The 21,425-nt window shown below is 72.1% G+C and carries 17 protein-coding genes; 11 read left to right on the top strand and 6 right to left on the bottom strand.

Going from position 1 to position 21,425, the window contains the following annotated elements; all coding sequences use genetic code 11:
- The first annotated feature begins 68 nt into the window (after nucleotides 1-68).
- Both ACP4J0_RS20675 and ACP4J0_RS20670 read left to right on the top strand, forming a co-directional pair.
- Nucleotides 69-1,259, top strand: coding sequence for an ABC transporter substrate-binding protein (locus tag ACP4J0_RS20675; RefSeq protein ID WP_426600155.1), 1,191 nt, complete (start codon nucleotides 69-71; stop codon nucleotides 1,257-1,259).
- A gap of 16 nt (nucleotides 1,260-1,275) precedes the next feature.
- Nucleotides 1,276-1,830, top strand: a complete 555-nt coding sequence (locus tag ACP4J0_RS20670; protein WP_426600215.1) for an HXXEE domain-containing protein — start codon at nucleotides 1,276-1,278, stop codon at nucleotides 1,828-1,830.
- Here ACP4J0_RS20670 and ACP4J0_RS20665 read toward each other — a convergent pair.
- The 3 genes from ACP4J0_RS20665 to ACP4J0_RS20655 form a co-directional block, all read right to left on the bottom strand.
- Complete coding sequence (locus ACP4J0_RS20665; protein WP_426600154.1) at nucleotides 1,808-2,968, bottom strand: serine hydrolase domain-containing protein; 1,161 nt, start codon at nucleotides 2,966-2,968, stop codon at nucleotides 1,808-1,810. The two genes, ACP4J0_RS20670 and ACP4J0_RS20665, sit on opposite strands and share 23 nt — an antisense overlap.
- A 149-nt stretch (nucleotides 2,969-3,117) precedes the next feature.
- Nucleotides 3,118-3,837, bottom strand: a complete 720-nt coding sequence (locus ACP4J0_RS20660; RefSeq protein ID WP_426600153.1) for a glycerophosphodiester phosphodiesterase — start codon at nucleotides 3,835-3,837, stop codon at nucleotides 3,118-3,120.
- 14 nt (nucleotides 3,838-3,851) lie between these two features.
- Complete coding sequence (locus ACP4J0_RS20655) at nucleotides 3,852-4,913, bottom strand: adenosine deaminase (RefSeq protein ID WP_426600152.1); 1,062 nt, start codon at nucleotides 4,911-4,913, stop codon at nucleotides 3,852-3,854.
- A gap of 157 nt (nucleotides 4,914-5,070) precedes the next feature.
- On the opposite strand from ACP4J0_RS20655, the gene ACP4J0_RS20650 reads away from it, so the two are divergent.
- On the top strand, nucleotides 5,071-5,790 hold the full coding sequence (locus ACP4J0_RS20650) for a DUF4190 domain-containing protein (RefSeq protein WP_426600151.1): 720 nt from the start codon (nucleotides 5,071-5,073) through the stop codon (nucleotides 5,788-5,790).
- Between the two features lie 253 nt (nucleotides 5,791-6,043).
- Here the strand turns inward: ACP4J0_RS20650 and ACP4J0_RS20645 are convergent, their stop codons facing one another.
- Nucleotides 6,044-6,673: an NADAR family protein gene (locus ACP4J0_RS20645; protein WP_426600150.1), complete on the bottom strand. Its 630-nt coding sequence runs from the start codon at nucleotides 6,671-6,673 to the stop codon at nucleotides 6,044-6,046.
- A 202-nt stretch (nucleotides 6,674-6,875) separates the two neighbouring features.
- Here ACP4J0_RS20645 and ACP4J0_RS20640 point away from each other — a divergent pair, with 202 nt between their 5' ends.
- From ACP4J0_RS20640 to ACP4J0_RS20615, 6 genes are read left to right on the top strand one after another with little or no spacing between them, the layout of a single operon-like run.
- Nucleotides 6,876-8,411 carry a gamma-aminobutyraldehyde dehydrogenase gene (locus ACP4J0_RS20640; RefSeq protein ID WP_426600149.1) on the top strand — a complete coding sequence of 512 codons (1,536 nt, stop codon included), beginning with the start codon at nucleotides 6,876-6,878 and terminating at the stop codon, nucleotides 8,409-8,411.
- A gap of 55 nt (nucleotides 8,412-8,466) precedes the next feature.
- Nucleotides 8,467-9,714 carry a polyamine ABC transporter substrate-binding protein gene (locus ACP4J0_RS20635; protein ID WP_426600148.1) on the top strand — a complete coding sequence of 416 codons (1,248 nt, stop codon included), beginning with the start codon at nucleotides 8,467-8,469 and terminating at the stop codon, nucleotides 9,712-9,714.
- A 5-nt stretch (nucleotides 9,715-9,719) separates the two neighbouring features.
- Nucleotides 9,720-10,898, top strand: a complete 1,179-nt coding sequence (locus tag ACP4J0_RS20630) for an ABC transporter ATP-binding protein (RefSeq protein WP_426600147.1) — start codon at nucleotides 9,720-9,722, stop codon at nucleotides 10,896-10,898.
- A complete protein-coding gene (locus tag ACP4J0_RS20625) occupies nucleotides 10,898-11,827 on the top strand; it encodes an ABC transporter permease (protein ID WP_426600146.1) in 930 nt (309 codons plus the stop codon). Before ACP4J0_RS20630 ends, ACP4J0_RS20625 begins: the two co-directional genes overlap by 1 nt.
- Complete coding sequence (locus ACP4J0_RS20620) at nucleotides 11,828-12,628, top strand: ABC transporter permease (RefSeq protein ID WP_426600145.1); 801 nt, start codon at nucleotides 11,828-11,830, stop codon at nucleotides 12,626-12,628.
- Between the two features lie 35 nt (nucleotides 12,629-12,663).
- Entirely contained in the window at nucleotides 12,664-14,091 is a 1,428-nt protein-coding gene (locus ACP4J0_RS20615; protein ID WP_426600144.1) for an NAD(P)/FAD-dependent oxidoreductase, read from the top strand.
- A gap of 236 nt (nucleotides 14,092-14,327) precedes the next feature.
- Here ACP4J0_RS20615 and ACP4J0_RS20610 read toward each other — a convergent pair whose 3' ends face one another.
- Entirely contained in the window at nucleotides 14,328-15,008 is a 681-nt protein-coding gene (locus ACP4J0_RS20610) for a phosphatase PAP2 family protein (RefSeq protein WP_426600143.1), read from the bottom strand.
- Nucleotides 15,009-15,508: 500 nt separating this feature from the next.
- The gene (gabT, locus tag ACP4J0_RS20605) at nucleotides 15,509-16,843 is read right to left on the bottom strand and encodes a 4-aminobutyrate--2-oxoglutarate transaminase (protein WP_426600142.1); all 1,335 of its coding nucleotides are present in this window, start codon (nucleotides 16,841-16,843) and stop codon (nucleotides 15,509-15,511) included.
- A 257-nt stretch (nucleotides 16,844-17,100) separates the two neighbouring features.
- Between gabT and ACP4J0_RS20600 the strand changes: the two genes are divergently transcribed.
- Nucleotides 17,101-19,518 (top strand): ATP/GTP-binding protein, encoded by a 2,418-nt coding sequence (locus ACP4J0_RS20600; RefSeq protein ID WP_426600141.1) that lies wholly within the window; start codon nucleotides 17,101-17,103, stop codon nucleotides 19,516-19,518.
- A gap of 173 nt (nucleotides 19,519-19,691) precedes the next feature.
- Nucleotides 19,692-21,365, top strand: a complete 1,674-nt coding sequence (locus ACP4J0_RS20595; protein ID WP_426600140.1) for a PucR family transcriptional regulator — start codon at nucleotides 19,692-19,694, stop codon at nucleotides 21,363-21,365.
- The last annotated feature ends 60 nt before the right edge of the window (nucleotides 21,366-21,425 follow it).

Genomic DNA, 21,425 nt, shown 5'->3' with positions numbered 1-21,425 from the left:
GCCTGGACGGACCCGCTCGACGCGGCGTCGGTTGTCCGGGCGAACGCGGGCGCGGGATCCTTCGTGCCATGCCCCTGCCCCCGAAGACGCCCTCGCTCTCCCGCCGTACCCTGCTGCGCGGCCTGGGCGGCTCCGCCGCGCTCGGCGCACTGGCCGGCTGCGGCGTACCGGCCGCCTACGTCGCACCGGACGACCGCGCAGCCACCGACCGGTCCGCCACCGAGAGGCGGCTGACCTGGGCGAACTGGCCGCTGTACATCGACACCGACGACGAGCGTCCGGGCCGGCGGCCCACGCTGGAGGCGTTCGAGAACGAGACGGGCATCTCCGTCGAGTACATCGAGGAGATCAACGACAACGACGAGTTCTTCGGCAAGATCAGCCCGTCCCTGATGAACCACCAGCCCACCGACCGCGACCTGATCGTCATCAGCGACTGGATGTGCGGGCGGTTCGTCCGGCTCGGCTGGGTCCAGGAGATGGACCGCTCCCGCCGGCCGAACGTCACCGAGTACCTGGACCCGCTGCTGCGTTCGCCCGCCTTCGACCCGGGCCGGAGGTTCACCGTGCCCTGGCAGTCCGGCATCACCGGCATCGCGTACAACCGCCGCAGGCTCGGCCGGGAGATCCGGCACGTGTCCGACCTGTGGGCGGACGACCTCAAGGGCCGGGTGACCCTGCTCTCCGGCATGGACGAGGCGTTCGCGCTGCTGATGCAGGGCGACGGCGTCGACATCACCGACTGGACGGCGGACGACTTCCACACGATGTGCGACCGGGTGGAGGAGCAGGTGGGCAAGGGCCAGATCCGCCGCTTCACCGGCAACGACTACATCAAGGACCTCGCCGGCGGCGACGTGCTGGCCTGCCAGGCCTACTCCGGTGACGTGATCCAGCTCCAGGCGGACGACCCGGACATCGAGTTCGTCGTACCCGAGGAGGGTGCCGAGCTGTGGTCGGAGTCCCTGATGATCCCCAACCTGGCCCGCCACAAGGCCAACGCCGAGCGGCTGATCGACTACTACTACCAGCCGGAGGTCGCCGCCGAGCTGGCCGCGTGGGTCAACTACGTCTGCCCCGTCCCCGCCGCCCAGGACGTGCTCGCCTCCTCCGACGACGAGGAGACCGCCGCCCTGGCCGAGGCCCCGCTGATCTTCCCGGACTCGGCGATGCGCGAGCGGCTGGCGATCGCGCGGGACATCGGGGCGGGGGAGCGGTCGGAGTTCGCGAAGCGGTGGAACGGGATCGTCGGTGCGTAGCAGACTGACCGGTGTGATGAATTCACCGGGTGATGAAGAGGTCGGCGCGGCGGTCACGATCGGGCTGCTGGCCGCCTGGGCGCTGCACGACGCCGAGGAACTGGCGACCGTGCCGGGCTGGTGGCGGCGTGAGCTGCCCGCCCTGCGCGAGCGGTTCCCCACCGTGCCGGAGGCCGTGTGGCGGCGGGCCGGGTCGGTCGACGGGCGGGAGTTCGCACTGGCGGTCGGGGCGATGGCCGCGGTCGTGGCCGCCGCGTCCGCCGCGGGCCGGCTCACCGGCGGCCGGTCGGCCGCGTACCAGGCGGCGCTGAACGCCTTCGGTCTGCACGGCCTGGTCCACCTGGCCCAGGCGGCACTGGTGCGCGGCTACACGCCCGGGTCCGCGACCTCGCCCCTCGTCGTCGTGCCGTTCACGCTCTGGGCCCGCCACCGGCTGCGCCGCGCCGGTGTCCTGCGCGCCACGCGCCCGCGCGACCTCGCCGTGGGGCTCGGCTTCGCGGGCGCGGCGACGGTCGGGGCGCACGCGGTGGCGCGGCGGCTGACGGGGGCTACTTCAGCGCGGCCGAGGTGATCGTGTCGAGGACCGGGTTCCGTTCCGCGCTCTTGGCGTCCGTGGCGTTGACCGAGTAGACGAGGGTGCGGCTCAGGTCGCGGGTGCCGCCGATGGCCGCGCTGTATCCGTAGCGGGACCCCGACTTGCCCCAGAAGACCTCGCCGTCGACCTCCTGGTACTCCAGCCCCGCGCTGCGCTGCGCGCCCGGAACGCCCGCCGGGGGCGTGAACATCTCCTCCAGCTCCGGCTGCGGCACGATCTTCCCCCGGAACAGCTTGGTGAGCAGCTTCTCCAGGTCGGCGGTGGTGGAGATCATGTCGCCGGCCGCCCAGCGGTCCGCCTGGTTCCACTCGGTCACGTCGAGGAGCTTCGTCGTGCCGTCCGGCTGGGCCACCGCCTGGTAGCCCCGGTTGTGCGGGCCCCGGATCCGGGGGTCCGTGCCCGGGAAGTACGTGTGGTGCATGCCGGCCGGGCGCAGGACCAGGCGCGTGGCCGCGGAGGCGTACGAGTGTCCCGTGACCTTCTCGATCAGCAGGCCGAGGATCGTGTAGTTGATGTTCAGGTACTGCTGCCGCGTCCCCGGGGTGAAGTCCTCCGGTCCCTTGGCGATCGCCGACGCCGCGACCCGCCGCGGGGTGAGGGCTTCAAAGCGGTGTGCGTACGCCTCCGCGAAGTCGTCGCCGAGACCGTCGCCCGGCTTGATGCCGCTGGTGTGGTTCAGCAGTTGGCGTACGCTGATCGGCTGCTCGAACTCGGGTGTGAACAGGTCGGGAAGGTAGCCCTGCACCGGCGCGTCCAGGTCGATCTCGTCCTGCGCCGCGAGCCGCAGGACGGTGGCGGCGGTGACGACCTTGGTGATCGAACCGGCCCGGAAGCGGGCGTCGGGGCGGGCCGGCCGGTCACCGGCCAGGTCGCGCACGCCCGCGCTGCCCTGCCAGTCGCCGTCGCGGGTGCCGACCCGCACGAGGGCGGCGGTGGCGTGCTGGTTCGGGAGCCCGGCGAGGGCGGCGCGTAGCGCTGCCTCGTTCGGCCCGTCCTGGACGGCGGATCTGGATGCCGTGGCGGGCGGCGCGGCGAACGCCGGGGCCGCCAACGGGCCGGCGGCCAGGGCGAGGACCACGGAGGCGGCGAGGACGGAGTGGGTGCGGGCACGCATCGACTGCTCCAGGGGTGAGGGCGGTTGCGGCGGAAGGATCGTTGATCATCCTTGTGCGCCGCGCCCCCTGGCGGATCGTCGGTGAGCAGGGTGCCCGACCCGTAGCCGGACTCGGGGAACTCCCCTACGAGAAACGGCAGTTGTTCGGGTCATCCCTTACGGGGCCGGGCGGCTCCGCTGCCGTCGCGCAGCGCGCACAGTGTGTCGATGCGGTTGGTGGTGATCGAGTCGACGCCCAGCGCGATCAGCCGGCGCATGGAGCGCCGGGTGTCCGGGGTCCACACCGACAGCAGGCAGCCGTGGCCGTGGACCCGCTCGGCCAAGGCCTGGTTCACCAGCCCGAACCGGTAGTTGAGCCACTTCGGCCGCACCGCCGCCAGCAGCGCGGGCCGGGGCGGTGCCCCCGTCGTCCAGGTCATCGCGATCTCGGCGGCGGGATCGGCGGCGCGCACGGCGAGCATGGCCGCGGCGCCGGCCGTGTAGTACACGCGGTCCTGGGCCCCGCACTCGCGGACCACGTCCACGATGCGCCGGACCGCCCGCTCGCCCGGCCCGCCCGGCAGGTCGAGCATCAGCCGGCTGCCGTCGGTCGCGGCCAGCGCCTCCGCGAGCGTCGGCACCCGGCCGTCCGTCAGCCCGCGCACCTCCTCCGCCGACAGGGAGCGCAGCGGCCGGTCGTGCTGCCACAGGCGTTTCAGCGTCTCGTCGTGCAGCAGCACGGGCACACCGTCGCGGGTGAGGCGTACGTCGGTCTCGACCGCGTCCGCGCCGCGGCCGAGGGCGGAGCGCAGCGACTCGATCGTGTTCTCGCGGTACCGGTACGGGTCGCCGCGGTGGGCCACGGCGGTCACGTCGCGTGAGGCGTCCATGATGGCGTCCCGTCTCAGGAGGAGAGCCAGGCGGCGGTGTACGTGTCGATCTCGTCCCTGATCCTCGCCTTGCCGGGCACGTCGAGGAAGGACGCCTCGACCGCGTTCTTCGCCAGGTCGGCGAGTCCCCGCTCGTCGAGGTCGAGGAGCCGGGCGGCGACCGCGTACTCGTTGTTGAGGTCGGTGCCGAACATCGGCGGGTCGTCGGAGTTGACGGTCACCAGGACGCCGGCGCGCGTGAACTCCTTGATGGGGTGCTCGTCCAGGGTGCGCACCGCGCGGGTGGCGATGTTCGAGGTCGGGCACACCTCCAGCGGGATGCGCCGCTCGGCGAGGTGCGCCAGCAGCTTCGGGTCCTGGGCGGAGCTGGTGCCGTGCCCGACGCGTTCGGCGCGCAGGTCGGTGAGGGCGTCCCACACCGTCTGCGGGCCGGTGGTCTCGCCGGCGTGCGGCACCGAGTGCAGTCCGGCGGCGATCGCCCGGTCGAAGTACGGCTTGAACTGGGGCCGCGGCACCCCGATCTCGGGGCCGCCGAGCCCGAAGGAGACCAGGCCCTCGGGGCGCAGCCGGTCGTCGGTGGCGAGCCGCGTCGTCTCCTCGGCGGACTCCAGGCCGGCTTCGCCGGGGATGTCGAAGCACCAGCGCAGTACGGTCCCGAACTCGGCCTCGGCCGCCTTGCGGGCGTCCTCGATCGCGTCCATGAAGGCGCCTTCGTCGATGCCGCGCCGGGTGGAGGAGAACGGGGTGATGGTCAGCTCGGCGTAGCGCACCTGCTGCCGGGCCATGTCCCGGGCCACCTCGTACGTCAGCAGCCGTACGTCCTCCGGGGTGCGGATCAGGTCGACGACGGACAGGTACACGTCGATGAAGTGCGCGAAGTCCGTGAACTGGAAGTAGTCGACCAGGGCCTCGGGGTCGGTGGGGACCTTGGAGTCGGGGTGGCGCGCGGCCAGTTCCGAGACGATGCGCGGGGAGGCGGAGCCGACGTGGTGGACGTGCAGTTCGGCCTTGGGCAGACCGGCGATGAAGGCGTGCAGATCGCGCGGGACGTCGGGGTCGACGAGGTGCTCGGTCATGGGTTCCTCCCCGGAACGGGCGCCCCGGGCCGGCGCGGGCCGGCGGGACGCGGGTGATCGGCTGATCGGTGGGTCGGGGATCATCGTAGGCCGGTCTCACGCCGGACGGCCCGGGACCGTAGCATGACGGGCACGATCGACCCAGGGGGACAACAGCATGTCGGACGCAGCGCAGCCGGGTGAGGGTTCCGCCGGTGCTCACAATCCATGGGCGGCCCCCGAGGACAGGCCGTCGCCGGCCAAGGGCCACGCCGTCCCGGGGCAGCCGCAGGAGCCGGTCCGGCCACCCGCCGGAGCCGGGCCGTTCGGGCAGCCGCAACCGCCGTCCGTGCACGACCAGGCGACGGTCACGGGGATGCCGACCGGCGGCATGGCGATGCCTGCCGCCGGGTTCGCCGCTCCCGCGGACAGGGTGCCGCCTCCGCCGATCGCGCCCGGCGGTCCGGGTGTCCCGGGCGCCCCGGGCGGGTACGGCTATCCCGGTTACCCCCAGGGGTACGGCTGGCCCGGTGCTCCGATGCCTCCGCAGAACGGCATGGGCACCGCGGCGATGGTGCTGGGCATCCTCGCCTGCACCCTGTTCTGCCTGTACGGCGTGGTCTCCCTGGTGCTCGGTGTCCTCGCCGTGGTCTTCGGGGTCAAGGGACGCCGGAGGGCCGAGCGCGGCGAGGCCAACAACCACGGTCAGGCGCAGGCCGGTTTCGTCATGGGCATCGTCGGGATCGTCCTCGGGATCGTCGTGATCGCTCTGATCGCCGTCGGGATCACCGCCGCGATCAACGACGAGTCGGAGTACGACGACCCCTACTACGGCGCCGGCCGCCCGGCGGCGACAGCTGCGCCGGCGCACGATTCGGCCGCGCTGTGGCAACTGTGACGCCGCTGCCGCTGCCGCTGCCGCTGCCGCTGCCGTCGGCCGGTTCGCCGGACTCCGCGAGCGTCGTCAGCGTCGGCTGACCTTCGCGGGCTCCGTGCGCCCTCCGCCCTTCGAGGGCTTCGAGCGCTGCCCGACCTTCGGAAGGCTCCGAGCGCCCTGTGAACGTCGAGGCCCCATGAGCGCCCGCCGAGCTGGCAAGGGTCAGCGGGCCCGTGAGCCGTTGGAGGTCAGCGAGCCGCTGAGCCGACGAGGGTCAGCGGGCCGGAGCGCCGGACGAAGGGGGCGGCCCCGGGGACGCCCTCGGGTCGCTCTCCCGCAGCAGCCCCCGTGCCGCCATCAGCGCGAACCCCAGCAGATTCGGCCCCCGCCACCGCTCCGGGTCCGTCGCCGCCTCGTCGTCGGCGGCCAGGCCGATGCCCCACACCCGGTCCACGGGACTCGCCTCCACCAGCACCCTCTCGCCCGTGTTCAGCAGGAACGCGCGCAGCGCCGGGTCCGAGGCGAACTTGTGGACGCTGCCCTCGACGACGATCCGGAACCGCTCCCGCTCCCACACCGCCTCGTCGAAGCCGCGCACCAGCCGCCCCGCCTTCTTGGCCACGGCGGGATGATCAGCCGCCAGCACCCGCCGCTCGGCCTCCGCGTCCTCGAAGAGCCGGGCCTTGGCCGCCATCATCCAGTGCTCCGCCGTCGCGTACCCCACCCCGGACACGGTGAACGGCGACGGCCACCACTGGCTCAGACAGCTCGGCCCGATCCGGCCGTCCGGAAGCGGCCGGTGCCCCCAGAAGCACAGGTACGTGATCCTGGCGCCCGCACGGACCCGCTCGCGCAGCGCTTCCCTGCTGCCGATCGGCTCCGGCGCCCCCGTGATCCTCTCCATGCACGCGAGTCTGGCACGCGCCACTGACACTCCGTCCGTCCTTTTCCGTGGCGACTCGACACCTGGTCGACAGATTCCGTCGCGTAACCAAATGGCAACAACGGAATCACTTGTTGGAGGTCTGGTGCTCTGTCAGGATCGGCACTCACATCGAGCCTGAGCCACGCCGGCCCCCGTCACGGGGAGACCGAGGAGAGCCGACATGCACAGCCCGGACCACGCCACCGCGGACCGATTCCCGGCCCAGGACCGCTTCTCGGAGGGGGCCCAGTACATCGCGGGCCGTCTGACGAAGGGTACTTCCGGACGCGCGCACACGGTCGTCGACCCGGCGACCGGCGAGGACGTCCTCACCTACGAGCTCGCCGGTCCCGACGACGTCGACGCGGCCGTCGCCGCCGCGCGCGAGGCGTTCCCCGGCTGGGCCGGCGCCACCCCGGGGGAGCGTTCCGACGCCCTGCACCGGTTCGCCGCCGTCCTCGCCGACCGCGCCGAGGACTTCGCCCGTGCGGAGTCCCTGCAGTGCGGGAAGCCGCTGAAGCTGACCCGTGAGTTCGACGTGCCGGGCACGGTCGACAACGCGTCCTTCTTCGCGGGTGCCGCCCGGCAGTTGCAGGGCCAGTCGGCGGGGGAGTACTCCGGCGACCACACCTCGTACGTGCGCCGCGAGCCGATCGGCGTCGTCGGGTCGATCGCGCCCTGGAACTACCCCCTCCAGATGGCCGCCTGGAAGATCCTGCCGGCGATCGCCGCGGGCAACACCATCGTGCTGAAGCCCGCCGAGATCACGCCGTTGACCTCCCTGATGTTCGCCCAGGCGGCGACCGCGGCCGGCATCCCCGACGGCGTGATCAACATCGTCAGCGGGACCGGACGGGAGGCCGGCGAGCACCTCGTCGGCCACCCGGACGTCGCCATGACCTCCTTCACCGGCTCCACCGCCGTCGGCAAGCGCGTCGCCGAGGTCGCCACGGCCACCGTCAAGCGCCTCCACCTGGAACTCGGCGGCAAGGCGCCCTTCCTCGTCTTCGACGACGCCGACCTCGACGCCGCCGTCAACGGAGCCGTCGCGGGCGCCCTCATCAACACCGGCCAGGACTGCACGGCCGCCACGCGCGCGTACGTACAGCGGCCCCTCTACGAGGCGTTCGTCGAGAGGACCGCCGCCCTCATGGACACCGTCCGCGTCGGCGACCCCTTCGCCCCCGGCACCGACCTCGGACCACTGGTCAGCCACGTCCAGCGGGACCGCGTCGCCGGCTTCGTCGACCGGGCCCGCTCCTACGCGCGCGTGGTGTGCGGCGGCGAGGCACCGCAGGGCGATCTGAAGGACGGCGCCTACTACCGGCCCACCCTCATCGCCGACGCCGCGCAGGACAGCGAGGCCGTCCAGTCCGAGATCTTCGGGCCGGTCCTGGTCGTCCTGCCCTTCGACACCGACGACGAGGGCATCCGGCTGGCCAACGACACGCCGTACGGGCTCGCCGCCTCCGCCTGGAGCCGGGACGTGTACCGGGCGAACCGCGCCACCCGCGAGATCAAGGCGGGCTGCGTGTGGATCAACGACCACATTCCGATCATCAGCGAGATGCCGCACGGCGGATACCAGGCGTCCGGCTTCGGCAAGGACATGTCCGCCTACTCCTTCGAGGAGTACACGCAGGTCAAGCACGTCATGTTCGACAACACCGCGGTGGCGGCCAAGGACTGGCACCGCACCGTCTTCGGGGACCGATAGTCACGACGAGAGGCCGCCGACCACGGCCGACCCACCCGAAAGGGCAACCACGCGCATGGAGCAGTACGAGCCCGACCGCCTGTCCCCGGCCCGAGTGGCCGCCATGCGGCGCAGTTTCACCAGCGGCAGGGCCGCCCTCACCCGCCGCTCACTGCTGCGCGCCTCCGCGGGCGGCGCGCTCGCGGTCGGCGGACTCGGCACGCTGAGCGCCTGCGGCATCCCGCCGGCCGGCAAGACCGAGGGCGGGGTGTCGTCCGACGACCGGTCCAAGGAGGAGAAGGCAGTCGACTTCTCCAACTGGACCGAGTACATGGACGTCGACGAGAGCGGCCGGCGCCACCCCACGCTGGAGGCGTTCACGAAGCGCACCGGCGTCAAGGTCAAGTACACCGAGGACATCAACGACAACGGCGAGTTCTTCGGCAAGATCCAGCCGCAGCTCTCCGCCGGACAGGAGACCGGGCGCGACATCATCGTGCTCACCGACTGGCTCGCCGCCCGGCTGATCCGCCTCGGCTGGGTCCAGAAACTGGACCCGGCCAACTTGCCGCACGCCTTCGCCAACCTGTCGCCGCAGTTCCGCACCCCCGACTGGGACCCGGGCCGCGCCTACTCGTACCCCTGGCAGGGCATCTCGACCGTCATCGCCTACAACAAGAAGGCGCTGGACGGCGTCGAGGTGAGGACGGTCTCCGACCTGCTCGACAACCCCAAGCTCAAGGGCCGCGTCGGCTTCCTCACCGAGATGCGCGACACCGTCGGCATGGTGCTGCTGGACATGGGCAAGGACCCGGCCCGCTTCTCCGACGACGACTACGACGCGGCGATCGCCCGGCTCCAGAAGGGCGTCGACAGCGGCCAGATACGCCGCTTCACCGGCAACGACTACACCGCCGACATCAGCAAGGGCGACTTCGCGGCCTGTCTGGCCTGGGCCGGGGACGTCGTCCAGCTCAAGGCGGACAACCCGGACGTCGACTTCGTCATCCCGGACAGCGGATACATCACGTCCAGCGACAACATGCTGGTCCCCAACAAGGCCCGGCACAAGACGAACGCCGAGCGGCTCATCGACTACTACTACGAGCCGGGCCCGGCCGCGCAGCTCGCCGCCTACATCAACTTCGTCTGTCCCGTCGACGGTGTGAAGGACGAGCTTGCGAAGATCGACGAGGACGCGGCGAACAACCCGCTGATCATTCCCGACAAGGCCATGCAGGCCCTCTCCCGTGCCTTCCGCTCGCTGAGTCCGAAGGAAGAGACGGCCTACGAAGAGAAGTTCGCGAAGCTCACTGGGGCGTGACGACGATGACGACGACGAATACGACGAAGACCCAGCCGGACGCGACGGACCGCGGCGGCGACGTCCGCCTCGCCGGCATCAGCAAGACCTACGGCTCCTTCACCGCCGTGCACCCGCTCGACCTGACCGTGCCCCAGGGTTCCTTCTTCGCCCTGCTCGGCGCCTCCGGCTGCGGCAAGACCACCACCCTGCGCATGATCGCCGGACTGGAGGAGCCCAGCGGCGGCACCGTCCACCTCGGCGACCAGGACGTGACCGCGCTCCCGCCGTACAAACGGCCGGTCAACACGGTCTTCCAGTCCTACGCCCTCTTCCCGCACCTCGACATCTTCGAGAACGTCGCCTTCGGCCTTCGCCGGCGCGGCATCAAGAGCGTGAAGAAGCAGGTCGGGGAGATGCTCGACCTCGTCCAGCTCGGCGAGCAGGCCCGCAAGAAGCCGCACCAGCTCTCCGGCGGCCAGCAGCAGCGCGTCGCCGTCGCCCGCGCCCTGATCAACCACCCCAAGGTGCTCCTCCTCGACGAACCGCTCGGCGCCCTCGACCTCAAGCTGCGCCGCCAGATGCAGCTGGAGCTCAAGCGCATCCAGACCGAGGTCGGCATCACCTTCGTGCACGTCACGCACGACCAGGAGGAGGCCATGACGATGGCCGACCAGGTCGCCGTGATGAACGCCGGCCGGGTCGAGCAGCTGGGCGCCCCCGCCGACCTGTACGAGAACCCGCGGACCACCTTCGTCGCCAACTTCCTCGGCACCTCCAACCTCATCGAGGCAGAGGTCGACACCCGCAGCGGCGACGACGTCGTGGTGAAGGCGGCCGGCGACAAGCTGGTCCTGCCCGGCGCCCGGTGTTCCGCGCCGGCCCGGGCGGGCGGCAGGGTACTGGTGGGCGTACGCCCGGAGAAGATCGGCATCACCCACGCGGACGACGCCGGCTCCGTCCCCGAGGGCCGCAACCGCATCACCGGCCGGATCAGCAGCACCAGTTTCATCGGCGTCTCCACGCAGTACGTGGTCGACTGCGCGGCCTGCCCCGAGTTCGAGGTCTACGCCCAGAACATCGACCGCGACGCCCGGCTCGCCCCCGGCGCCGACGTCGTCCTGCACTGGAACCCGGCGCACACCTTCGGTCTGGACGCCACCCAGGACATCGACGCGGGCGTCGCCGAGGGCGAGGCCGCCTGATGTCCACCCTCACCGAGGCGCCACCACCGCTCTCCCCGCCCGCGCCGGAGCAGAAGCCCCCGCGCAAGAGGGGCCGCTGGACGCCGTACTGGCTGCTGCTGCCCGGCATCCTGTGGCTGGTCGTCTTCTTCGCCGCGCCGATGATCTACCAGGCCTCCACGTCCGTGCAGACGGGCTCGCTGGAGGAGGGCTACGAGGTCACCTGGCACTTCGTCACCTACTGGGACGCGGTGTCCGAGTACTGGCCGCAGTTCCTGCGCTCGGTCGCCTACGCGGCCTCCGCGACCGTGCTGTGCCTGCTGCTCGGCTATCCGCTCGCCTACCTGATCGCGTTCCGCGCGGGCCGCTGGCGCAACCTGATCATGATCCTGGTGATCGCGCCGTTCTTCACCAGCTTCCTGATCCGCACCCTGGCCTGGAAGACGATCCTCGCGGACGGCGGGCCGCTGGTCGGCGTCCTGAACACGCTGCACGTTCTGGACGTCACCAGCTGGCTCGGCTGGACGGCCGGCGACCGCGTACTGGCCACACCGCTCGCGGTGGTCTGCGGTCTGACGTACAACTTCCTCCCCTTCATGATCCTTCCGCTGTACACGTCACTGGAGCGCATCGACGGCCGGCTGCACGAGGCGGCCGGCGACCTGTACGCCAAGCCGTCCACGGTCTTCCGCAGGGTCACCTTCCCGCTGTCGATGCCGGGCGTCGTCTCCGGGACGCTGCTGACCTTCATCCCGGCCACCGGCGACTACGTCAACGCCTCCCTGCTGGGCTCTGCCGACACCGGCATGATCGGCAACGTCATCCAGTCCCAGTTCCTGCGGGTGCTGGACTATCCGACGGCGGCGGCCCTCTCCTTCGTCCTGATGGCCGCGATTCTCGCCATGGTCACCTTCTACATCCGCAAGTCCGGCACGGAGGATCTGGTTTAAATGGCCTTCGTCAACTGGTTCAAGCGCAATCTGGTCGTCATCGCCGGACTGCTGACGCTCGCCTATCTCCTGCTGCCCAACATCGTCGTCACGGTGTTCTCGTTCAACAAACCGAACGGGCGCTTCAACTACGAATGGCAGCGGTTCTCCACGGACGCCTGGAAGGACCCGTGCGGCGTCGCCGGACTGTGCGGCTCCCTGTCGCTCAGCCTCCAGATCGCCTTCTGGGCGACGCTCGGCGCCACCGCGCTCGGCACGGCGATCGCCTTCGCACTGGTCCGCTACCGCTTCCGCGCCCGCGGCGCGATCAACTCGCTGATCTTCCTGCCGATGGCGATGCCCGAGGTCGTGATGGCCGCCTCGCTGCTCACCCTGTTCCTCAACATGGGTGCCCGGCTCGGCTTCTGGACGGTCCTGATCGCCCACATCATGTTCTGCCTCAGCTTCGTGGTGACCGCCGTGAAGGCACGCGTGATGTCGATGGACCCGAGGCTGGAGCAGGCCGCGCAGGACCTGTACGCCGGCCCCTTCCAGACCTTCGTCCGCGTCACGCTGCCCATCGCGGCCCCCGGGATCGCCGCCGGCGCGCTGCTCGCCTTCGCGCTCTCCTTCGACGATTTCATCATCACCAATTTCAACGCGGGTTCCACCGTCACCTTCCCCATGTTCGTCTGGGGATCGGCCCAGCGCGGCACGCCCGTCCAGATCAACGTCGTCGGCACGGCCATGTTCGTGATCGCCGTGCTGTTCGTTCTGGCCTCCATGGCCATCGGCAACCGCCGAAACCGCCGCAAGGCGTAGTGCGTTCCGTACCGCATTCGTAGGGAGTTGAAATCATGGCCCCGAGCGCCATGAGTCGCAGCAACGACTGGACGAAATCCCTCTCCGACGCCCAGCCGGTCCCGTACTGGCTGGACGACCCCGGCCGCCCCCGCCCGCAGCCCGCCCTCACCGGACCCGAGACCTGTGACCTGCTGGTCGTCGGCGGCGGCTACAGCGGACTGTGGACCGCGCTGATCGCCAAGGAGCGCGACCCCGGCCGGGACGTGGTGCTGCTGGAGGGCCGGGAGGTGGGCTGGGCCGCCTCCGGCCGCAACGGCGGCTTCTGCGCCGCCTCCCTCACCCACGGCCTGTCCAACGGCCTCACCCGCTGGCCCGACGAGATCCACCGGCTGGAGGAACTGGGCGCCCGCAACCTCGACGCGATCGAGACGGCGGTCGCCCGCCACCGCCTCGACTGCGACTTCGAGCGCACCGGCGAGATCGACGTCGCGACGGAGGAGTACCAGGCCCGCGAGCTCAAGGGCTGGTACGAGCAGATCCGCGCCAAGGGCCTCGCCGACGGCGTCGAGTACCTGGACGCCGATGCGGTACGGGAACAGGTCGACTCCCCGACCTTCCGCGCGGGCCTGTACGACCGCCGGGGCGTGGCCATGGTCAACCCCGCCAAGCTCGCCTGGGGCCTCCGGCGAGCCTGCCTCGACCTCGGCGTCCGCGTGTACGAGCACACGCCGGCGCTCACCCTGCGGCCGTACGGCGCCGGCATGGCCGTACGCACCCCGTACGGCGGGGTCCGCGCCCGAGCGGTCGCGCTCGGCACCAACATCTTCCCGAACCTGGTCCGCAGGGTGCGCTCCTACACCGTCCCGGTCTACGACTACGCCCTGATGACCGAACCGCTCACCGACGCGCGACTGGCCTCGGTCGGCTGGAAGAACCGCCAGGGCCTAGGGGACAGCGCCAACCAGTTCCACTACTTCCGGCTCTCCGCCGACAACCGCGTCCTGTGGGGCGGCTACGACGCGATCTACCCGTACGGCGGCCGGGTGCGGGCCGAGTACGACGACCGCCCGCAGACCTACGCCAAGCTCGCCGGACACTTCTTCACCTGCTTCCCGCAGCTGGAGGGCGTCCGCTTCACCCACGCCTGGGGCGGCGCGATCGACACCTGCTCCCGCTTCTCGGCGTTCTTCGGCACCGCGCACCAGGGGAAGGTCGCCTACGCGGCCGGTTACACCGGACTCGGCGTGGGCGCGACCCGGTTCGGCGCCGAGGTGATGCTCGACCTGCTGTCGGGCGAGCGCACCGAGCGCACCGAACTGGAGATGGTCCGCAGGAAGCCGCTGCCGTTCCCGCCGGAACCCTTCGCCTGGACCGGCATCGCGCTCACCAAGTGGTCGCTGGCCCGCGCGGACGCGCACGGCGGCCGGCGCAACCTGTGGCTGCGGACGATGGACAGGCTGGGGCTCGGCTTCGACAGCTGAGCCGCGTCCGGGGGCGCGGGCGTGCCTGCGTGGTCACGGCACCGGGCGTGCCTGCGTGGTCATGGCACCGGGCTCGTCTGCGTGGTCATGGCACCGGGCTCGTCTGCGTGGTCATGGCACCGGGCCCGCCCGTGTGGTCACGGCACCCGGCCCGCCCGCGTGGTCACGGCACCCGGCCCGCCTGCGAGGCGTGATGGCGCGGTCGCTCCACGAGGACCGGTCCGGGAACGGGGAGTTCACGGACCGGTGCGCGGCGTTCCAGGAGGCCTTCGGCGCGTACTCCGGCCGACCGGCGGTGAGTTCCGGCGGGCGACCGGTGCGACGCCGGCCAGCAGCACCGCCCCCAGGCACCAACTGGCCACCACGTCCAGCGGCCAGTGGTAACCCCGGCGCACCAGCCCGTAGGAGGCACCGAGGACCAGGACCACGCAGAGCACGACGAGCACACGGCGGACGGCCGGCGAGCGCAGCGGACCCAGGAGCAGCAGCGCCGCCGCGCCGTACGCGACGACCGCGGTGGCGGTGTGGCCGGAGGGGTAGTAGCCGACGGCCGGAGGCACGGCAGGGGTGCCGGGGCGGTCGGTCCACGCCTTCAGCGGGGCGACCAGCGCCGGCACCAGGACCATCGCCAGGGCCCCGGCGAGGGGCGGCAGCCACCAGCGGTCCGCACCATGGGCGCGCCCGTGCCATGCGACGTAAACCAGGGCGAGGGCGAGGACGGGCACCGCCACCTGCACGTTGCCGAGGTCGGCCAGCAGTTCGGAGAACCGGTCCGGGTGGACGAGCGCCCTGCTCAGCCGCTCGTCCACTCCGGTCAGCGGGCCGTCGGCGACGACCTGCCAGGTGATCAGCGCGAAGAGGAGGACGGGCAGCCCGACCAGGGCGGACCGTGTGCGAGGGCGGGGGGAGACCGGCATGGCGCCCAGCTTCGCAGGCCCGCCGGCGCGAAACACCGAAGGGCCGGCACGAGGGGGGAGTGCGCCGACCCTTCGGTGAACCACCGTCCCGGGTGCCGAAACGGCCGTCCTGACCGGAACGCCGCGCGCCCCGGGGGGTGTGGGGCGGGCGACCGTCCGATCGGTGAGGAGACCCGGAGCCCTCGGGTTCCGGTTGTGTGCGCGAGGCACGACCAGGTCGAAGCTGGGGAGGCCTCGGCCTGAGATGCCGCCCACAGTCCCCTGTGGGCGGGGTGTATCTCTCATCTGCGTAGAACCTACGGCAGGGGGTGCGCTCAGGACAGGGCCACCGGTGTCCTGCCATCCACCTCGCACACGTTCTTCACACGCTCTGCGGTTCGCCGCGCCAGGCGTGCGAAACGCAGCTCAGATGCGCGTTCGGGCGCTCGCGCACGTGCTCGGCCGGGTGCCTCTTCACGTGCTCGGGCGGGTAGTCCCGAGTACCTCTGCCACGTGCTCGGTCAGATGCGGGCGAAGCCCTGCTCGATGATGTCGAGGCCCTCGTTCAGCAGGTCCTCGCCGATCACCAGCGGCGGCAGGAAGCGCAGCACGTTGCCGTAGGTGCCACAGGTCAGGACCAGCAGGCCCTCGGCGTGGCAGGCCTTGGCCAGCGCGGCGGTCGCCTCGGGGTTCGGCTCCTTGGTGCCGCGGTCCTTGACCAGCTCGATCGCGATCATCGCGCCGCGGCCCCGGACGTCGCCGATGACGTCGAACTTCTCGGCCATGGCGGTGAGGCGGGACTTCATGATCGCCTCGATGTTCTTCGCCCTGGCGTTGAGGTCCAGCTCCTTCATCGTCTCGATGGCGCCGAGCGCACCGGCGCAGGCCACCGGGTTGCCGCCGTAGGTGCCGCCGAGGCCGCCGGCGTGCGCGGCGTCCATGATCTCGGCGCGGCCGGTGACCGCGGCGAGCGGCAGACCGCCCGCGATGCCCTTCGCCGTGGTGATCAGGTCCGGGACGATGCCCTCGTCCTCGCAGGCGAACCACTGGCCGGTGCGGCAGAAGCCGGACTGGATCTCGTCGGCGACGAAGACGATGCCGTTGGCCTTCGCGAACTCGCTGATCGCGGGCAGGAAGCCCTTGGCCGGCTCGATGAAGCCGCCCTCGCCGAGCACCGGCTCGATGATGATCGCGGCCACGTTCTCCGCGCCGACCTGCTTGGTGATCTGGTCGATCGCCTGCGCGGCGGCCTCCGGGCCGGCGTTCTCGGCACCGGTCGGCCAGCGGTAGCCGTAGGCGACCGGGACGCGGTACACCTCGGGCGCGAAGGGACCGAAGCCGTGCTTGTACGGCATGTTCTTCGCGGTCAGCGCCATCGTGAGGTTGGTCCGCCCGTGGTAGCCGTGGTCGAAGACGACGACCGCCTGCCGCTTGGTGTACGCGCGGGCGATCTTCACGGCGTTCTCGACCGCCTCGGCGCCGCTGTTGAACAGCGCCGACTTCTTGGCGTGGTCGCCCGGGGTCAGCTCGGCCAGCGCCTCGGCGACGGCGACGTAGCCCTCGTACGGCGTCACCATGAAACAGGTGTGGGTGAAGTCGGCCAGCTGCGCGGACGCCCTGCGTACGACGGCCTCGGCGGAGGCGCCGACGGAGGTCACCGCGATGCCGGAACCGAAGTCGATCAGGCGGTTGCCGTCGACGTCCTCGATGACGCCGCCGGCGGCGCGCGTGACGAAGACCGGCAGCGTGGAGCCCACACCCTGCGCGACCACGGCCGTGCGGCGGGCCTGCAGCTCCTGCGACTTCGGGCCGGGGATGGCGGTGACGACGCGGCGCTCCTGCGGAAGGGCGGTCATGGGGGCTCCTGGGGTCTTGCGGATCTTACGGACGCTTGCCTTCTCTTCTCGCAGGCTAGGACCGGGACCGGGGAGCGGGCATGCTCCATGTGGGCGTTGTCCGCGGAGTCCGTTGTCCGCGATGGACAGGTGGTGGACGGGGCGACATGTGGACACGTCGACGCGGACCCGGCCGCGTAAGCGGTGAACTCCCCCTGGGAGGGCGTTAGATTGGCTCGCTGATGGTGGATGGAACGGCTGGTCAGGGGGCAAGGGCGATGGACAGCGACGGGAACCGGGACGCGCGGGGTACGCATGCGAATCCTGTACCGCGTCCGGCGGGGCCGCCACAGGTGCCCGCCGTGCCGCCGCGGCCCAGCCGGGCACCGGGCGCGCCACCGGTGCCGGGACAGCCACCCCGCTCCCCGTCGACCGTCGCCGCCTGGCTCGACGAGGCGCGGCCGGCCGCCCGGACCGGGATCTGGCGGTACGGCTACCGCCCGCCCAAGGAGACCGCGGAGAAGATCGCCCCGGTGACGGTCGCCGGCATGCTGGTCCCGCTCGCCCTGGCGATCGTGGTGTGGTCGCTGTGGCAGCGCGGCGTCACGTCGTACCAGTACTTCCTCCTGCGGCTGTTCACACCGGACGACTGGTGGTGGGGCGGCACCCTGATGTCGCCCAAGGTGTTCGAGGGGCGGGAGGTGGCGGCCCCGGGGGCGGAGGCGCTGGTGGTCTACGAGGGCCTCGCCTTCGTTCTGCTCGTACTCGCCGTGGCCGTGCTCGGCAGCTGGCGTGCCGTCGTCCGCCACTACGTGGCCCGCAGGCCTCAGCCCGCCCGCGCCCTGATCGCGGCCCTCCTCGCCCTCCTCGTCCTCAGCTTCGTCTTTCCCGACGCCTTCCCGGTCGTCGGATGGGACGCGGTACCGGTCGTCGATCCGCTGCTCTCGCTGACCGTGCTGACCTTCGACGGCTACGGTCTGATGGCGTCCCGCCTCTACACGGACACCCTGTACGCGGTCGTCACGCTGCTCGTGGTGTGGCCGTTCGCCCGCCTCGGCGGCTGGCTGCCGTACGCGCGCAAGCTGCTGGCCGCCCGCCGTGCGGACGTCCCCACCGGCGTCCCGGCACCCGTACGTCCCCGCTCCCAATGGCCCGCCCTGCGCGACATGGGCCGGCACGACGCCGCCGAACTGCTCACCGCCGAGGTCGCCGGCGGCCGCATGAACGACGTCGACTGCGCCCGCGTCGAGCACGCCCTCGCCGCCGCTCGGCGCGGCGCCACACTGGACGCCTTCCACGACACCGTCCTGCGCCAGGGCGGTGCGGCCTGGACCCACCCCTCCGGCGCCCGCGACCTGCCGCGCCGGGCCGCTCTCCACGACCTGCTCGCCGGGCAGGTACGCATCGGCCGCTGGGCGGCGGCCGAACACGCCCCGCTGCCCTACCACGACGCCGGGGCGGCCCTCGGCCCGGACGTGCTCGGCACCTCGCTGCTCGCCGTCGGCCCCTCCGGGTCCGGCAAGACCCGCACCCTCGTCGAGCCGGTGACCGAGGCACTCGCGCTCCAGGCGCTCGCCGGGAGCTGTGCCGTGGTCGCCGTGTCCGCCCCGGGAAGCCGGATCGGCGCGGACGGCGCCTTCGACGTGATCGTACGGATCGGGGACCCGTCCTCGGTGCACGACCTCGACCCGTACGCCGAGACCGACGATCCGGACCAGGCGGCCGCGATCCTCGCCGAGGCCCTGGTGGGCGACCTCGACACGGTCGGCGCGCAGCGCGCCGCCACCGCCCTGGCGCAGCTGCTCGGCCCGTTCCGGACGGTGCACGGCCGCTTCCCTTCCCTGCCGGAGCTGTACGCGCTGCTGGAGGACGAGGAGGGGGCGCTGACCCGGCTGGGGGAGGAGCTCGCCGCGAGTGGGAACGACGTCATGCGCCGCGAAGTCGATGCGCGTATCCGCCAGACGGGCACGCCGGGCGACGCGGGCCGGGCTCTGGCCGACCGTCTGGCACTGCTGAACCGGCCGGTGTTCGCCGGATTCCTCGGTGGCGGCGGTCCGGGCCGGTCGTTCTCTCTGCGTGCGGTCGCCCACCACCCCCTGCGGGTGCGGATCGATCTTCCGGAGCACGGTCACGACGAGGCCTGCCGACTGATCACCCGGCTGGTCCTCGCGCAGTTCCACGCCATCGTCCGGGAGGGCCGGCGCGAGCACTTCGCCTGCCTGGTCCTGGACGACGCGACGGGCGCGGTCACCCCGGAATCGGTGCGCCGCATCCAGCGACTGCGTTCGCAGAACGCGGGCGTGCTGCTCGCCCTGCGCACCATCGGGGACGTCCCCGAGGCGCTGCACGGCCCGCTCTACGGGGCGGTGGGCTGCCGCATGGCCTTCTGCGGCGTCTCCACCTGGGACGGCAGCCGGTTCGCGCAGACCTGGGGCACCGAGTGGGTGGAGACGACGGAGGTCGCCAAGCACACGGTCTTCGCCGACCAGCCGATGACCCGGTTCTTCCACGCCCTGCGCAAGCTGGTGACGGGCAAGGCGGTGACGACGGACGCGGTGACCGTGCGGCAGGTCGAACGCGAGCGCTGGTCGGCGTCCGAGCTGGCGCACGCCGTGCCCGCCGGACACGCGGTGCTGTCGCTGACGACCGTCGAGGGGGAGCACGCGCCGCCGCTGCTGGTGGACCTGCGCGGGTGACCTGTCCGGGGCGAGTGCCCGGGGACCGTACAGTGAGGCAGAATCGACACAGGTCGTTCATACGCCGCGGCCAAATGATCACCGATGCCGCACCCCTCCGACCCGATGCCTCCACCTCCGACCTCAGACCTCGTACCTCGCGCCGCTGACGCAGATCCGAAGGCCCAGGCCCCATGCCCCCCACGCTCGCCTCCCTCGTCCACCACTCCGCGCTCAAGCTGACCGTGCGCGCGGGCGAGGACGGCCTCGACGTGCCGGTGCGCTGGGCGCACGTCAGTGAGCTCGCCGACCCCGTGCCCTACATGGAGGGCGGGGAACTGCTGCTGATCACCGCCCTCAAGCTGGACGCCGAGGACCCCGAGGCGATGCGGCGGTACGTGAAGCGGCTGGCGGGCGCCGGCGTGGTGGGGCTCGGGTTCGCCGTCGGGGTCAATTACGACGACATCCCCGAGGCGCTGGTCGAAGCCGCGCGGCAGGAAGGACTGCCGCTGCTGGAGGTGCCGCGCCGCACCCCCTTCCTCGCCATCAGCAAGGCCGTGTCCGCCGCGATCGCCGCCGACCAGTACCGCGCGGTCACCGCGGGGTTCGCCGCCCAGCGCGAGCTGACCAGGCAGGCGCTGACCGACGGCCCGGAGGGCTTGCTGGCCGCGCTGGCCTCGCAGGTCGACGGCTGGGCGGCGCTGTACGACGCCTCGGGCGCCGTCGTCGCCGCCGCACCGGAGTGGGCGGGCCGCAGGGCCGCGCGGCTCACGGCGGACGTACAGCGGCTGCGTGAACGCCCCGCACCGGCCTCCTCCGTCGTCGGCGGAGCCGCGGAACACCCCGAGAGCGCCGACCGCGTCGAACTCCACTCCCTCGGCACCTCCCGCAGGCCCCGCTCCGCACTCGCCGTCGGCACGGCCGCCGCCCTCGGTACCGCCGAGCGGTACGCCGTGCACTCCGCCATCGCCCTGCTGACACTCACCACGGAACGCTCGCGTTCCCTGCACGAGGCCGAGCAGCGCATAGACGCGGCGGTCCTGCGCATGCTGCTGGCCGGCGAACCCGACCACGCGCGCACGGTCGCCGGAGACCTGTACGGCGGCCTGCTGGACGCGCCCTTCCGGATGGTCGTCGCCGAGGCGGCGTCGGCGTCCGCCGCGCGCACGCACGCCGGCCCGCACGCGCGCGGGCCCGCCACCCGGACCAGGCCCTCCGCCGCCGCGCTGGCCGCCGCCGACACCGACGGCGACCCGCTCGGCGCACTCGCCGAGGTCGTGGAGTCGGCCGCCGCCCGTTCCGGGGAGTCGGTGCTGGTCGTACCGGAGGGAGAGCGACTGGTGGTGCTGGCCACGGACGGCGGCGCGGCCGTCGCCGCCTGCGTCGAGTACGCCTCGGCGCTGGAGACCGCCCACCCGGAGCCGATGCCGGGCGGCGACGAGGAGGGCCTGGTCGTCGGCCTGTCGGCGCCGTCCGGGCCCATCGCCGCGTCCGCCGCCTACAAGCAGGCCGAACAGGCCCTGTCGGTGGCCCGCCGCCGCGGACGCGTCTGCGTGGAGCACGAGCACCTGGCGGCCGGATCGGTCCTTCCGCTCCTCGCCGACGACGCGGTGCGCGCCTTCGCCGACGGCCTGCTGCGGGCACTGCGCGACCACGACGCCACCGGCCGGGGCGACCTGGTGGCCTCCCTGCGCGCCTGGCTCTCCCGCCACGGCCAGTGGGACGCGGCAGCGGCCGACCTCGGCGTCCACCGGCACACGCTGCGCTACCGGATGCGGCGGGTGGAGGAGATCCTGGGCCGTTCACTGGACGACCCGGACGTACGGATGGAGCTGTGGCTGGCGCTCAAGGCGACCTCTGCCGAATAGCCCGCCCGTCCGCCTCCTCCACCGCCGCCGGTCCGCCGGCGGTGGAGGAGTGTGGCCGAG

This window comes from Streptomyces sp. WG7, from assembly GCF_049975785.1.
Classification (GTDB): domain Bacteria; phylum Actinomycetota; class Actinomycetes; order Streptomycetales; family Streptomycetaceae; genus Streptomyces.
The sequence above is the reverse complement of the archived record's forward strand: the minus strand, read 5'-3'. Positions and strand labels throughout refer to the sequence as shown.